Annotated in this window: 15 protein-coding genes and 1 pseudogene; 6 read left to right on the forward strand and 10 right to left on the reverse strand. The window is 55.3% G+C overall.

Annotated elements, in window-relative coordinates; translation table 11 throughout:
• Window positions 1-3 precede the first annotated feature (3 nt).
• Complete coding sequence (locus V5279_RS40980; protein ID WP_338692468.1) at window positions 4-1,512, reverse strand: lipase family alpha/beta hydrolase; 1,509 nt, start codon at window positions 1,510-1,512, stop codon at window positions 4-6.
• Window positions 1,513-1,679: 167 nt separating this feature from the next.
• Here V5279_RS40980 and V5279_RS40985 point away from each other — a divergent pair, with 167 nt between their 5' ends.
• Window positions 1,680-1,901 carry a hypothetical protein gene (locus tag V5279_RS40985; RefSeq protein ID WP_338701899.1) on the forward strand — a complete coding sequence of 74 codons (222 nt, stop codon included), beginning with the start codon at window positions 1,680-1,682 and terminating at the stop codon, window positions 1,899-1,901.
• 400 nt (window positions 1,902-2,301) lie between these two features.
• On the opposite strand, the gene V5279_RS40990 is transcribed toward V5279_RS40985, so the two are convergent.
• From V5279_RS40990 to V5279_RS41005, 4 genes and pseudogenes are all read right to left on the reverse strand, one after another.
• Entirely contained in the window at window positions 2,302-2,472 is a 171-nt protein-coding gene (locus tag V5279_RS40990) for a hypothetical protein (protein WP_338692469.1), read from the reverse strand.
• Between the two features lie 120 nt (window positions 2,473-2,592).
• Window positions 2,593-3,162 carry a hypothetical protein gene (locus V5279_RS40995; protein WP_338692470.1) on the reverse strand — a complete coding sequence of 190 codons (570 nt, stop codon included), beginning with the start codon at window positions 3,160-3,162 and terminating at the stop codon, window positions 2,593-2,595.
• Window positions 3,163-3,194: 32 nt separating this feature from the next.
• Entirely contained in the window at window positions 3,195-3,878 is a 684-nt protein-coding gene (locus V5279_RS41000) for a hypothetical protein (protein WP_338692471.1), read from the reverse strand.
• A gap of 34 nt (window positions 3,879-3,912) precedes the next feature.
• Window positions 3,913-4,026 (reverse strand): annotated as a pseudogene (locus tag V5279_RS41005) (IS1595 family transposase); the annotation flags it as partial.
• Window positions 4,027-4,566: 540 nt separating this feature from the next.
• Between V5279_RS41005 and V5279_RS41010 the strand changes: the two are divergent.
• The 3 genes from V5279_RS41010 (at window position 4,567) to V5279_RS41020 (ending at window position 6,573) form a co-directional block, all read left to right on the forward strand.
• The gene (locus V5279_RS41010) at window positions 4,567-5,532 is read left to right on the forward strand and encodes a hypothetical protein (RefSeq protein ID WP_338692472.1); all 966 of its coding nucleotides are present in this window, start codon (window positions 4,567-4,569) and stop codon (window positions 5,530-5,532) included.
• Between the two features lie 114 nt (window positions 5,533-5,646).
• Window positions 5,647-6,156 carry a hypothetical protein gene (locus V5279_RS41015; protein WP_338692473.1) on the forward strand — a complete coding sequence of 170 codons (510 nt, stop codon included), beginning with the start codon at window positions 5,647-5,649 and terminating at the stop codon, window positions 6,154-6,156.
• 60 nt (window positions 6,157-6,216) lie between these two features.
• On the forward strand, window positions 6,217-6,573 hold the full coding sequence (locus tag V5279_RS41020) for a DUF3768 domain-containing protein (RefSeq protein ID WP_338692474.1): 357 nt from the start codon (window positions 6,217-6,219) through the stop codon (window positions 6,571-6,573).
• A 160-nt stretch (window positions 6,574-6,733) separates the two neighbouring features.
• Here V5279_RS41020 and V5279_RS41025 read toward each other — a convergent pair whose 3' ends face one another.
• Window positions 6,734-6,943, reverse strand: a complete 210-nt coding sequence (locus V5279_RS41025; protein ID WP_338692475.1) for a helix-turn-helix transcriptional regulator — start codon at window positions 6,941-6,943, stop codon at window positions 6,734-6,736.
• Window positions 6,944-7,050: 107 nt separating this feature from the next.
• On the opposite strand from V5279_RS41025, the gene V5279_RS41030 reads away from it, so the two are divergent.
• Entirely contained in the window at window positions 7,051-7,965 is a 915-nt protein-coding gene (locus V5279_RS41030; protein ID WP_338692476.1) for a DUF4339 domain-containing protein, read from the forward strand.
• 124 nt (window positions 7,966-8,089) lie between these two features.
• Complete coding sequence (locus V5279_RS41035) at window positions 8,090-8,545, forward strand: hypothetical protein (protein ID WP_338692477.1); 456 nt, start codon at window positions 8,090-8,092, stop codon at window positions 8,543-8,545.
• A 32-nt stretch (window positions 8,546-8,577) separates the two neighbouring features.
• Here the strand turns inward: V5279_RS41035 and V5279_RS41040 are convergent, their stop codons facing one another.
• The 4 genes from V5279_RS41040 to V5279_RS41055 form a co-directional block, all read right to left on the reverse strand.
• Window positions 8,578-8,814 carry a hypothetical protein gene (locus V5279_RS41040; protein WP_338692478.1) on the reverse strand — a complete coding sequence of 79 codons (237 nt, stop codon included), beginning with the start codon at window positions 8,812-8,814 and terminating at the stop codon, window positions 8,578-8,580.
• Between the two features lie 371 nt (window positions 8,815-9,185).
• Window positions 9,186-10,949: a DUF927 domain-containing protein gene (locus tag V5279_RS41045; RefSeq protein WP_338692479.1), complete on the reverse strand. Its 1,764-nt coding sequence runs from the start codon at window positions 10,947-10,949 to the stop codon at window positions 9,186-9,188.
• A 264-nt stretch (window positions 10,950-11,213) separates the two neighbouring features.
• Window positions 11,214-12,098 (reverse strand): hypothetical protein, encoded by an 885-nt coding sequence (locus tag V5279_RS41050; RefSeq protein ID WP_338692480.1) that lies wholly within the window; start codon window positions 12,096-12,098, stop codon window positions 11,214-11,216.
• Window positions 12,091-12,357: a transcriptional coactivator p15/PC4 family protein gene (locus V5279_RS41055; RefSeq protein ID WP_338692481.1), complete on the reverse strand. Its 267-nt coding sequence runs from the start codon at window positions 12,355-12,357 to the stop codon at window positions 12,091-12,093. The genes V5279_RS41050 and V5279_RS41055 overlap by 8 nt, the downstream gene beginning before the upstream one ends.
• Between the last annotated feature and the right edge of the window lie 62 nt (window positions 12,358-12,419).

Genomic DNA, 12,419 nt, shown 5'->3' on the forward strand with positions numbered 1-12,419 from the left:
CCCTCATGGTTTGACTACGACGAACAATGATTGATACGTTCGAATGCCAGGTAACTGCCAATTGACCTCGTAGGTGCCCTCTTCGGGCAGACTGGGGATGGTCGCGACTAAGCGTCGCACCTGCTCGTCAGCCCCCTGCTGCTCTTCCGCTAAGATTAGAGAGGGCATTGCCCTTCCATTTTTGGAAATCCAAGTTTGTAAATTTCTTAGATCCGCCCGACGCCATCCGTCATCGCCACTACGTAACGAGATCCCAATCTTGATCGGCTCACCTACAGTGGCCGTCCGAGGATCCACTTCGAAGCGGACAGAGCTCAGTTGAACTTTTGTGTTCTTCGCATCAACCAATTGCTCGGAAAAATCGACGGGGCCTTGATGGAATTGCTGATCGGAGAGCGCAAGTCTCAAGATGAGTTCGGGCTGACTTCCCGAGAATAGGGAATCGTGCTGCATACGCGAAATCTGCACCTGCTTGGGAACGCCATTTGTAGCGCTCTCCAACAAGACTGTTCCGTCGCCAATATTTGCAACGTGCCCAGTGATAAAGCCATTTGCAGGGTCGAAAAATACACGAGACCACGTATCGATAAATCCGTTTCCGATAAAGCGGATATCCAAAGATCGCTGCGGATCGGCAAAGATGGGCTGCGCCATGAGTTCTTTCAGGCGTCCAGCCGATTCCAATTTTCGAGCAAGGGACTTTAACCCTGGCCCAGACCGGAACTCGCTTGGTAACCAGCTAAAGCGAGTCCACTCTTGAGGATCCAGAATCCTTATATAGGAGGCGCCTTCGGCTAGACCGGTTTTGCTCAAGCCACAACAATCCGAATACCTCGGCAATAACTCATAAGTTGATGGAAAGGACAGGATTGTTTGTTGAATTTGCGCAAGCCCACCCGACCATCTGTTCGGCCATTTTTCGAAGCCGTTCCAGAGCCTTTCAAAAATGACGGCCGAACCCAAATGAGGCGTGCCAAGCATGATCAGATTCTTTACCCGATCCGCCCCGCCCAACGACTGCACATAAATACGAGCAATTAATCCGCCCATACTATGCGCTACTATATCGATCTTCGTTGAGTTGTTCGGAAAGCGCCTCTGGATTTGCCTTTTGAGTTCCTCTGCATTGTCGAAGTTGCTCAAGCGCCAATCGTAGTGAAAAATAACGATATCGTCTTTGGAATATCCAAATTCCGGCTTTCGTAGCGTCGCGAGGAGGTCGGCATATATGTTTGTCTCCCAGAAAAATGGGATAACCGAAATCTCTTCTATCAGTCCGCAACTATGGATTTCTGGATCCCGGGTCGCGGGATCATCTGGAAGCCTGAGCGCCTGCAACCTAGGAAGGCTGTACGATAACGCATCGCCCCAGAGCAGGTTGTCTTGAGGCCCCTTACACAGCTTTGATCCCATGATGCCGGGAATGACTACGACCGGACGAGGTGCAGCGTGGGCGGAACCGCCAGACAGTGTCACAAGAAGCCAAACGACGAACCACGTGAGCATCCGCATTGGAGGCTCCATAATGGAGATTAAGTTCTCAAGACAACTCTAAATATGTCTAATGCTATAGGTGGTCAAGGAAAGATGCACCACCGCAGCGTGTGCAATTGGCGTGGGAAAGCGTAACCCCGAGGTTCGAGGATGGGATCTTCCGCTGGCCGAAGATCGAGGACGGCGTGATGCGTCTGTCGGCGGCGCAATTGTCGGCGCTGTTCGCAGGCTCCGACGGCGGCGCCGAGCACTGGGCCACCATCGCCTCCCTGGTCGAGCTGAACGACGTCGATCCGCTCGCTTACCGACCGACGCCTCACCGGACGGTTACCCTAGGTCGTCAGATATCTTCGTCGTACGGGAAGCGGTCCGACCATTCACGTAAGAAGTTCTCGAAAGTGTCGTAAAAACCCAACGGCACGGTTGAGTAGAAGATGCCGACGTGAAGTGTGAGCGGCGTCCACTCTGGCGAAGGTAGAGGTCCTAACGGTTTCAAAGGGTCCGAGAGCGATTGGCAGCCGACAGACCGAAGTACGACGCTTGCGAATGGTTCAAATGTTACGGTCGGATCTTTCAACGCGTCAAGATAACCGGCCCTGCTCTCTCTGGCCCTTCTCTCAAAGTCCGCGCCTGTTGTGTTGCCCTCTGGAGCTGAAGGGTTTTTGCGCTTGCCCCCTTCGTCCGATAGTTTGCATTGCTCCCCCGATGCTCGCGAGAGTGCGCAACGTATGGGACCGGCTACCCTACGGCTATTGGAATTGGTGAACGACTGAGGGCCCTGAATGAACTAACATCGCTCGGCGGGCGTCACATCATCGGCGGACGCGCGACTACAGGGCCATTCTGCTCTAACTCGATGCGAGCCTTACGTACCAACGTCGCAACGCCTTCCAGGACAATTCTGCGCTGATGTTCCGGTAGCTTGTCCGCGTTGTTGACCAACTCGCGAATGTATCTCAGTGCCTCTGCCGTGGTCATGGGCTGTCCTCCCAAACTGCTCCAATAGCGCCACTCAGCCGATGACCGCCTCCTCATCCGCTTCGATCTCACGAGCCTTCAAATGAAGGCTTTCGATTGTTCCGCACCATCAGCATCGGCTCAGCGCGCGTCATTTTGGCTGTTCTCTCTGCGATCTGCCGCCTTGAATAAATCGTCAGTCTCTTGCTCTTTCCGCTTTGCGGCCCGTTCCACCCGTATTCGAGATTGGTCGGCTTTTTGCCGCGCCACCTTTTGTAGTTTTAGATCGTGGTTCGGAACAGAGCGTAGCTTTGCATTTTCCGTTTTCGGCCACGTTGCTGGTATGTGCCAGAAGGTGCCGGGCTTTGCGGCCTCCATCTGTTTCACGATCATTGGCCACCAATGCAGCAAAAGCGAGCATTTGTGGAAGTATCCCCATTGATTCCAGCTATTTTCGAAAAATATGACGACCACGCCCTCATCAACGAACGCCAGACGTTCATGAGGGTTTGTCTTCATCTTGGTATTACCAGAGATCACGACCTTGCCACCCGATTTAGCAAATCTTCTGACCCACGGGGCGTCGCTGCGCTTCAAGTAGTCAGGGTCATGTGTCTTGGGATAGTAGGTTTGTGCTTTTTCAAGAACGAGATCCGAGCTTAATTTTAGCAACTGCTTATCCGTGGCGAAGGTTTGAAAAACCTTCACCATTGTCGGTGGTATGTGCTCGTCAAAAGCTACCTTCAAGCGGCCTTATGCAATGCTTGCTCAAATTTAATTGCTTCTCGAACTTCTTTTTCCGTCACCTCGTACATCCAAGCCGCCGCCTTCGCGCTATTCTCCGCCTTTGCAGCGGCGGCTATCGTGGCGGTTGGAATATGGCTGCGCTGTAGGATGGGCTGCCCAAAAGAAAAGGACGGATGTACTACAACGTTTGGCGCAATCTGGCGGCGCGGTCGCCACGCCGTAGCTTCGCCCCTCGGATCATAGATGACGTCGTCCTTTAGAGATTTCATCACAACCGGATGCATCTCATAGTTCTTGCTGCGGAGATCGTAGATGTCCTTGACGCCATTGTTGCGCCCAATCTGAGCAACGATCTTTCTGCCGTCTGTTCGGAAGACGACTTCCGTCGCGAAAGGATGAGGATGATCTAGGGAATACCGAACTTCACTCATAATCGCGCGGATATCCTGCAGGCGCACGCCAGCGCCGTGGAACAACGCAACGAAGCGAAGCTCCATCAGATTATGAAAACTGACAGCCACCTTGCCCTGGATGCGGCCAAGATCATTTACGATTACGGGCTGTTGTTTGCCCTTGTGACCGCCGACCCAGATACGAACAAGCTGCGCAGGAGCTTCTACAAGCTGCGCAGCGTCCGGCACGGAGTAGATGCCAGATTCGAGTAAGTCGGTGCCAGCCATCACCTTCGACCGCTTTCCTACGAGTCCCGGTAGGTCAACTTTTCCCAACAATATCGCGAAGCGACCCGGTTGTGCGAGCTCCATTAGACACGCCGAAGCTCATTCGTTCGTTATACCTGAAATCGAACTCAGCCAGATAGCGCTTCAGGTCCTTGGGGGAAATGGCTGCGTCCGTGAGACTAGGACGTCTTCAATTTGGCAGAGCCAGGCTGTGAGCCTCCTCGCATGAGGCCGCGGCCTCCTTCTCTGGGGCGGCCGCGCACCTAAATGGCGCAAGACCGCGCCGCCGCCGTTGTGCGACACGAATCTGCTCGTCAGCAGCCTCGCCGTTTGGCTAAATCGCCCAGACCGAACTTCGATGGCCACTCGCTCAAATCGAGCGCAAATGGCCTAAAACGGCATATTATCGAGCAAAATCAATGATTTATGCATCTATTTAAGCCTTGAAAGCCACATTTTTTGATGTCAATCTACTAGCAAGCTGATTTGCGGCATTGCGCTGACGCAATGCCAAACGAGCGAGGACGCACTGGCCTTCACCGCTACCCCGGCAGATGCGTTACGGAGGCCGTACAGCGCGCTTCCCAAGCTGGTCGCCTAGGCAGTGGGGGAAAGCCGGACCAGCTGCAAGCGGCCCGGCAAGTCTAGAAAGCCCCGACTTCGTAGCGGGGGTGCCAGTCGCCGGTCTATGGATTGTGCGGTCACACTGGTCGATACCGTTTGCCGCCTAGCTGGCGCAGAAAGTCTGATCGGCGCAGAATCCAACGACCTACGGCGCGCGATTCTAAATCACGACACGCCCCGACTGTTCGAACACCTACTGGAAGCGTTTTCGCTGCAGGGCATCAGTGATCATGCAGCACGCAGCTACATGGGTCATCGCGGCCGCCCGACCTGGCGCGACCTACAGCGAGCGACCCTTAGACCTCCGGCCTGCTCCAAGCTGCGCTGCTACTGGAGCTTTCACGGTTGCGGCTATCGGAAGGACGGTCGGACGTGCGCGGAGCCGGAGATTCTTACTTATTGTTCACTGCCTCGACACGACCTGCGCAATGGACGTCTGAACCAAACAACGTACTCGCTCTTCCTGTTTATCCGCGATGTTGCCGAAGGCAACTTGGTCGATTGGATCGACCAAACGCTTGATCGAGCAAGTTTGAGCGGCAGGGCCATACAACGCGCCTCGCGGATGAGGAGCGCATTGATCGAGCCGCTGCGAAACGTTTTCGGCGTGTCCGACAAATTGTTGAATATGGCTCTGTCCGATATCTTGATGGCCGCGCCGTCGAGCAAACCTACCTGGATGGAAGCAGGTTCGGGCATGATCGCCATCGATACGCTGGTGCACAACTTTCTATCGCGTACCGGCATTCAACCCAGGCTCGGAGCGAAGCACGTTTTTGGACCTGCCTGCTACGGAACGGGCGGATGCGCAGATATCATCGCCCGGATCGCTACGCGAATTGACGCAAGCCAATACGACCCAAACTACCCACGTATCTTTCCAAGATTTGTCCAGCACTCAATCTGGAGATGGTGCGCTCAGCTTGAACTCGGGATTTGTAACGGCAACACCATCGATGATCGTTTTCGATGCAGCAACAAGGGTTGTCCATTGTTTTCTCGCTGCGAACGCGTGGCTCTGCATGCCTGACGCAAGGGCCGCGGGCTAAGCCACGTCCAACGACAGACACGACTACTAACCATCAATCAGACCACCAAATGAGGCCCGTTGCGGGCCTCTTTTGATTCCAGAGGAGAGCCTTGCATGTCCAAAAAGCCAACAAGACCCAAAGCTAAGAAACCTTCGGCCAAGACCATCATCATGTTCGGACTGGATAAAGATCGCAAACCGCACGCGGCACGGTTCATCGGTGAGAACGAGGCGCTGTTGGCAAGAGCCGCGGCGGCGATGGGTCTGCGGCTAGCTGTACCGGTTACCGGAAAGCACTTCGAAATCGCGAACAAACTACCGGCCGGTCGAATTCACGCCACTGGTAATGGGCTGGTGCCGAATATCGATCAACAGCTCTATGACCAGGTAAATACATTAGTAGGCGGAGAGCCCGGCGCAATTTCCGCAGCTCTTCCCAAGACGTGGTCACAGCTAGCGCCCGGTCATCTCGTCATCGCACAGGACACGGTCGATGATGGTTGGTGGCCCGCGATTATCACCAAACGAAGCAATGACATGCTGACGCTGAAGTGGCGCGACTACCCAAGCGCATCTGAATTCGTGCGACCGGTCAGCTCGGTGGCATTGCTGAACAGCGATTGAAATCTCCCCTTCCTACCGATCTCCGTGGCTCAGGTCGCTAACACGGCATGAGCATTTCGTTTGACCAACAAACCATGGGCACGCAAAATGGACGACCCGAAAGAACTTATTCGCTTTCACAATGACGAACTTCGCCGCGACCTAACTCGCGGTGCGGCGTTCATGACACCCGGCGTAGCGGCTCTTGGTCCCGAAGTGGCTGAGCGGATCTTTAAAACAATCTCGCTCTACGATGATTTCTGTCACGACAACGACCCTCACGAAGAGCACGATTTCGGATCATTCGTTGTTGAGGGCCGCACAATATTTTTCAAGATTGACTATTTCTCGAAAGACATGACGATGGGGTCTCCCGACCCATCTGACCCATCTGTAACCGAACGCATCATCACCATTATGCTGGCCGAGGAATACTGAAACGCAGCACTCGCATGGCTTCGGGGCTTATGGTTCGGTAAGGCCGATTGAGCTACGCCATCGCGTCGCTTCATTTCAGAATTAGGCGCGTCCGGATCAGCCGACCCAGCGGCCGTACCGACTGGTCACGCTGATGCTGATCCATGAATACCGGAATCCGCTAGTCCGAGAGCAGCTTACTCGGGTGGATCGAGAAGACCTTGGCAATCCTAACTAGCACGGCCAAGCTCGGATTTCTCTTACCTCTTTCAATCCCACCGACGTAAGTCAGGTCAAGCCCAGCTTCAAATGCGAGCTGTTCCTGCGTCAATTTTTTCTGAAGCCGCAGTCGGCGAACGTTCCCGCCCACGACCTTCGCCCAGTCCGTCATTGATGGATTGGGCCCGATCAGGCATATAGTCTCTAGGGAATATAGTCCCTATTGCCAAATACCTGAGTTATTTCGCCCGAAATTCAACGAGCCTTTTGGGGGCATCAATGTCAGCCAACATTCAACCTCCTCCGCTACCGCCGGAGGATCATTGGTATTACGTCGAAAATCGCATTCAGGAAGGCCCGGTCACGGCCGGTGCACTTCGGGCCTTGCTCAGCGACAACATCATTGACGCGGAGACTCAGGTATGGCGCACGGGCTGGCGAGAGTGGAAGCCGATCCGAGAAACAGAGTTAGCGACTGGCGAGGACGCGCCGCCCAAACGAAAAGACGCCTTATTGATCGCGGACGCTCAAGCCGATCAAATGGACGAGGAGTATGAATTACACGACGCCGACGCACCACCCACCACCGAACGAATGATTGATTGGACCCAATGCTGCAAATTGCCGGTTACGTTCTCGGTCATTGGTCTATTCATTTTGAACTATGTTTTTCAGCAATTTGCGATTGAGAAGAAGCCGCTGAGTACGTTTTTTCCGACCACAGGACCGGACCTATTTGTACTTCTTCTCGCGGTTACGTACGTCATGGTAGGCCCCGTTGCCCTTATTTCGCAGCTATTAGGCGTGACGTTCAATGCCGCGAAAGACACGCTTTCTTATCCGCTTTACGTATTCCGCAGAAAGATCCGATTGTCGGAAATTCGCGACGCAAACAGTCAGACGATAACCAAGCCAGCCTTTCAGATTACGAACACCATTATCGGGATGGTCTCTGTCGGGCAGATAAAGGGCTTAGGGACCACCAAACGATATTTTGCCAACATGTCCGGAGACTTCGGTTCTCGCCGAATTGTCTTTCATACAAAATCGAAGCGCGACCAATTCTTCAGCTTGCTCCGCCGCTACGCTCCTCAGTGCCGCATCACACGATGGTACAGAGCTGAATCGTTGCCCCCTTACTTAGAGAACGGCAATGTCCATTTGCGAATTAAGTTTATAGGCGCGCCGCGATAAAGCACGAAAGATCCGATTATTCTCGCCTCGAATGTCGCTTAAAATGTCGCCTTGAGGAAAAGGGCGCTCCAGTATTCGCGTAGACGCTAATTTTCAGCATCGCTTTTCAACGGGAGAGATGCTGATGAAGTCTTCGCGCAGATCCTTGCTTCCATCCGAGCGCAAAATCGTCGACCGGATCACCAAGATACGAAAGACGGCTGACCGCGTATCCAGGAGTAAACGCCGGTTCGCTGAGTATCGATACCTCCGAGCTGTTCTTCGAGGCTACCAATATCTCGCCGATAACGAGCTTCTTCCGGCTATGCTGGAAATCGCACCTGCTATCCTTACTGTTCCAGTGCGTGCCAATTGGCATCCGCTGCGCGTTATTATCGAGGCCACGATGTGGACGGAAATCGACCATCGAACGCGCAGCAGATGGACTCGGGCTCTGCAATACGCGCTCGCAAGGGAGGTCGATCCTGATCAGCTCCCGAGATTTATCCGGGCCAATAATGGAATCGCTGGGTGTGCCGAATTGGCAAGTAAAACCCGATCAACACGCCGCCAAGATAAGTCAGATCAAAATCAGCTTTGAACGCTAGGCCATCCTCCTTGACACTCGCCGATTCAAAACGCCTTGACGACCAGGTTTCGCTTACCCGACACCGTTTCAATGAACTGGCCAGAGTTATCTACCTGCACGATGGTTTGTTCTTGCAGGTACTCGGAGAATTTGCGTTGGAGAAATGCGATCTTCGTTGGGTGTAACTCAATATGCGGCGGCGTGATGATCCGAAATTCGGATGGGCCCACATGCAAAAGTTGGTAGGCCTCGATTCCAGCTTCGTCGACAAATGAGCACAAGCGGTACTCAGAAAAGTCCAAACCCGCAGCGGTCTTGATGGATGTCGAGTGCCGACCAATTAGGTTCGAAACTCGGGGAAATGAGCTACCACACGGGCAATTGCCATGCACTGCAGTGACAACATCTGACGTGTCGTACCGCAATAGCGGCATTGTGCGAGCAGTAAGTGACGTCAGGATTAAGTTCCCGGTCCGTCCTGTCAGGGTAGGTTGGCCCTCTGAATCGACAATTTCCGAGTAAACAAGCGCAGGATCCAAATGTCCTTTACAAGATGATTGGTCATCGGATGCATTTGCTCGGCGTGGCACAGTGGACCGGCCCTCGGGACCACCGGTAAGCGTAGACGCTGGCTGGCGCGTACCCTTTGCGTTCACGAAGCTCCTTCCCTGTCTAGCAGACTCGCGAGCTTTCTTTCATCGATACACCAGAGGCGGATGCGGTTAGACACCGTTCCTTGCCGCTCGATCTCAATACGCTCTTGCACCGTTCCAGCGTGCCCATGACCTTCTTCCATCAGCCCAGAGGCGATCAGCGCGGTGGTGAATTTTGCCTTGCTCGCAGACGATCCGGCAAAATCAGAAAGTGCTTGGTCGAGAAGGCCGATCTTTTTCCTTCCCTTCTTTCGATAGCGGAGCGCGAGGCAACCGCCAGTGAGGACAACAGGCGTGCGTCCGTTGTAATCAGCTACGCGACCCTTCTGCTTCAACAGACGGTCCAGCCGACGGGCTTGCTCGATGAAACGATCATGCTCGGTCGTGACGGCCCGACGCGCCCGCCGGTAGCAGCGGCTGGCCGCACACAAGGGCAAACTTTGCTCCCAGGGAAGGATGCCCGCCTCGATCCCAATCATCATGGCGGCGTAGATGTAGGCGAATTTGTGCGCGAACCGGATTTCCCAACCCTCGTCCTGCGGTCCGATCTGGTTGATGAACTGCTGGACTAGTTCCAGAATCCGTTGCGACCGGTCGTGGGTCATCAGGTATTGTACCCATTGCGGTATGATATGGCCGTGATGGTTCTGGTAGCCGCGTTCGAGCTTAGCGATCAGCTTGATGCTGCGCTTGGCACGCTTCTCGGCCCCGCCCTCAGTCAAATCAAAGATGCCGCCCTTCTTGGAACTGGGGACCCGAATGTTGAATAGACGAACCTGATCGCCGGGAGTCATCCTCCAACCGCAGTCCGCTGCCAACGCGGAGATCGGTCGCGGGCTGCTACTCAAGCCGAAGGTACTCCAGAATAACTGCGGAAACTTGGTCTGATCGAGGCCGCGCGAGATCCGCTTCGAGCGCCCGCCGGGTACGGTATGAACGATGCTCTTGAGCGTCTTCACGAAGACGCTCGATCCGTCTTCGGCTTTCTCGGTGTCGTCCAACACGAGCAGGAGATCGTTACTATCACTTGCGGTTTCGGCAAGGCCGCGTCTGCTAAAATCTAGGGTCCCGCCCCGTTCAGGCGAACCGGCGAGGCTCATGGCGGCCAGACTGAGGGATGTCTTGCCGCTGCTGCTACGGCCAGACAGGTTGAAGACCGCCGTCTCTGTCAACTGGCTATGTTCCTCGCCCGTTTGATCACGGCGCAGCTTGATATAGGTTGGCAGCGCAGCAGCGAGGGCCACACCAATGCCAAAGGCCAAGTAGCTCGAATGTCGAGCGAGTTTCAGGAGCTTCGCGGTTCCACGGGGGGTACCTCGCACGTCTGTGAATGTCCGGCCGCCTGCGCTGGTTGCCGAAGGGATCGGTTGGCGTCGTCCATCAGCGTAAATGACCTCGCTGTATGTTGCGAAGGTGCCGATGTCGATAAAGCCGGTGCGTTCCGGCACGAGTTCGAAAGGGCCGGCATACGACGAGACCAGCTTGGTCACGAACTCGAAGCGCGCCTTGTCGGAGGAGCCGACGTTCTTCGGAAAGATCGGCAGACGATTCGATAGCGTATCCAAGAATGTCTTCTGATGGCGGAGTTCACTCTGCTGGACCATGATCTTGCTGATGCCGCCGCCCTCGGTCGGGAATGAAAGTTCGACAGACGCGGGTCCGGTGAGCGTGCCGAATCGAAGCCGACGGATAGACCATTTCGGTTGCGACAGACTGGGGCTTTGCCTTTTGGGCGCGTTGATGGTGCCCTTATAGGTGGTCATAAATTTCTCCAGTTATCAGGCCGCGGGCACGATGCCGCCAGCACTGGTCGGGTGAGCAATTTTGAAGCCGGTGCCGGGCCAGCCGCGCGGCGTGTCTCACGTCTCACATGCCGACACGCGATGCTGCAAACCGCCTTTACGCCTTCATCGGCACGCGCCGCTGGCACGGATGGCCAGCGGCGATGAGTGCAGTTCTGTCATTGCGAAGGCGAAAAAGGGTGTAAAAGGCTCATATTTGCCTTTCCGCCCTCTCATTTCCGGGGATCAGGCGATCCGCGTGCCTACGGTCTTGGGCGCACGTTCCTCGATGGAGGCCGTGGCCCCGCGATTCATAAATTGCGCCCACCGCAGGACGAGGCGACCGTGCAAACCAAGCTCATCGAGGTATAGGGCCAGCCGCACCCTCTCTTTGGATCGGAGGCGCTGCTTATCGGTGGCACGGCAGGACCGCATTCCATTCTTGGTGAACCGCTCGCCATCGTCAGTGGCCACGCGACGCCAGTAGTTCGGCTTGAGCATGTAGGCCAAGGCATCGGGGTCACCATCCCATATTTTGACCTTAACCGGCCGCGGGATCTCCTCGGTCGCTGGGAACTGCTTACGCAATTCCTTCTTGAGCCTGTCCATGTCGGTCGTTGTGGTCAGTCCGTAGACGTGTTCGGACCAATGGGGCTTGTAGCGTGCGGTGTCGTGTTCGTTGAGGCTGTAGTCCAGAGCCCCGACGAACCAGGTGACACCCGCACGACCGAGCCGCTCTTTCCATCGGCGCACGTTGCGAACGGCATAGGCCGGAGCCAGCTCCTTAGGCTTGCAACGACCATCGGCTGGCACGATGCTCACGCAGACGAGGTGACCGGCCCCTTTCTGCTTGGCTAGAAACGCTGCTGCCGTGCTGGCGAATAGCTTCTGACTGGCGCGGGCACATTCGGCACATGCGGCCGATTTACAACGCCTGCTCTTGACGCAGGCTTCCAGCGTGTCGGCCAACGCCTGCGCCTTTTCATTGTCCTGGTGCTTGCTACGGAGCAGCCGAACCAGTTTCTCGCGTTCTCTCCTATAAGGCACGGCTGCAAGGCCAACGGAGTAAAACGGCTCGATCAATGCGCCGTCGAAGCGACCAGGGTTGAACGGGATCGGGGATTTACTCACGGCCGCCCTCCTCTACCCTGGCGATCTCTTCTGCCTTCTTCAACGCCTTCCTTATTTTGAGCGCGTGCTTGGCCAAACCCAGGCTGACGCCGTTCTTGCTCGGCCGGAAAGTCTCGCCCGAGCTTTGGTACCAGACACGAATGTTGACGATGGTATGGCCGTGATATTTTCCGAGGCTTACGCGAACGAGTTCGTTCGGGCCTTTGGGCCACTCGGCGACGACGTCCGAGGGCGCGTGAGGTGAAGGTTGGGAGGTCATTGGTTGGCTCCTAATGAATGGAGCTACCCATCTATACTTCCGCGTCGGTCAGGTCCAAAGAA

The sequence above is a fragment of the Bradyrhizobium sp. 26S5 genome (assembly GCF_036923295.1).
Taxonomy (GTDB): domain Bacteria; phylum Pseudomonadota; class Alphaproteobacteria; order Rhizobiales; family Xanthobacteraceae; genus Bradyrhizobium; species Bradyrhizobium septentrionale.

Coding starts and splice junctions, on each gene's coding strand:
- V5279_RS40980 (WP_338692468.1), bottom strand. CDS start 1,512: ATGCGGATGCTCACGTGGTTCGTCGTTTGGCTTCTTGTGACACTGTCT.
- V5279_RS40990 (WP_338692469.1), bottom strand. CDS start 2,472: ATGACCACGGCAGAGGCACTGAGATACATTCGCGAGTTGGTCAACAAC.
- V5279_RS40995 (WP_338692470.1), bottom strand. CDS start 3,162: ATGGTGAAGGTTTTTCAAACCTTCGCCACGGATAAGCAGTTGCTAAAA.
- V5279_RS41000 (WP_338692471.1), bottom strand. CDS start 3,878: ATGGCTGGCACCGACTTACTCGAATCTGGCATCTACTCCGTGCCGGAC.
- V5279_RS41010 (WP_338692472.1), top strand. CDS start 4,567: ATGGATTGTGCGGTCACACTGGTCGATACCGTTTGCCGCCTAGCTGGC.
- V5279_RS41015 (WP_338692473.1), top strand. CDS start 5,647: ATGTCCAAAAAGCCAACAAGACCCAAAGCTAAGAAACCTTCGGCCAAG.
- V5279_RS41025 (WP_338692475.1), bottom strand. CDS start 6,943: ATGACGGACTGGGCGAAGGTCGTGGGCGGGAACGTTCGCCGACTGCGG.
- V5279_RS41030 (WP_338692476.1), top strand. CDS start 7,051: ATGTCAGCCAACATTCAACCTCCTCCGCTACCGCCGGAGGATCATTGG.
- V5279_RS41035 (WP_338692477.1), top strand. CDS start 8,090: ATGAAGTCTTCGCGCAGATCCTTGCTTCCATCCGAGCGCAAAATCGTC.
- V5279_RS41045 (WP_338692479.1), bottom strand. CDS start 10,949: ATGACCACCTATAAGGGCACCATCAACGCGCCCAAAAGGCAAAGCCCC.
- V5279_RS41055 (WP_338692481.1), bottom strand. CDS start 12,357: ATGACCTCCCAACCTTCACCTCACGCGCCCTCGGACGTCGTCGCCGAG.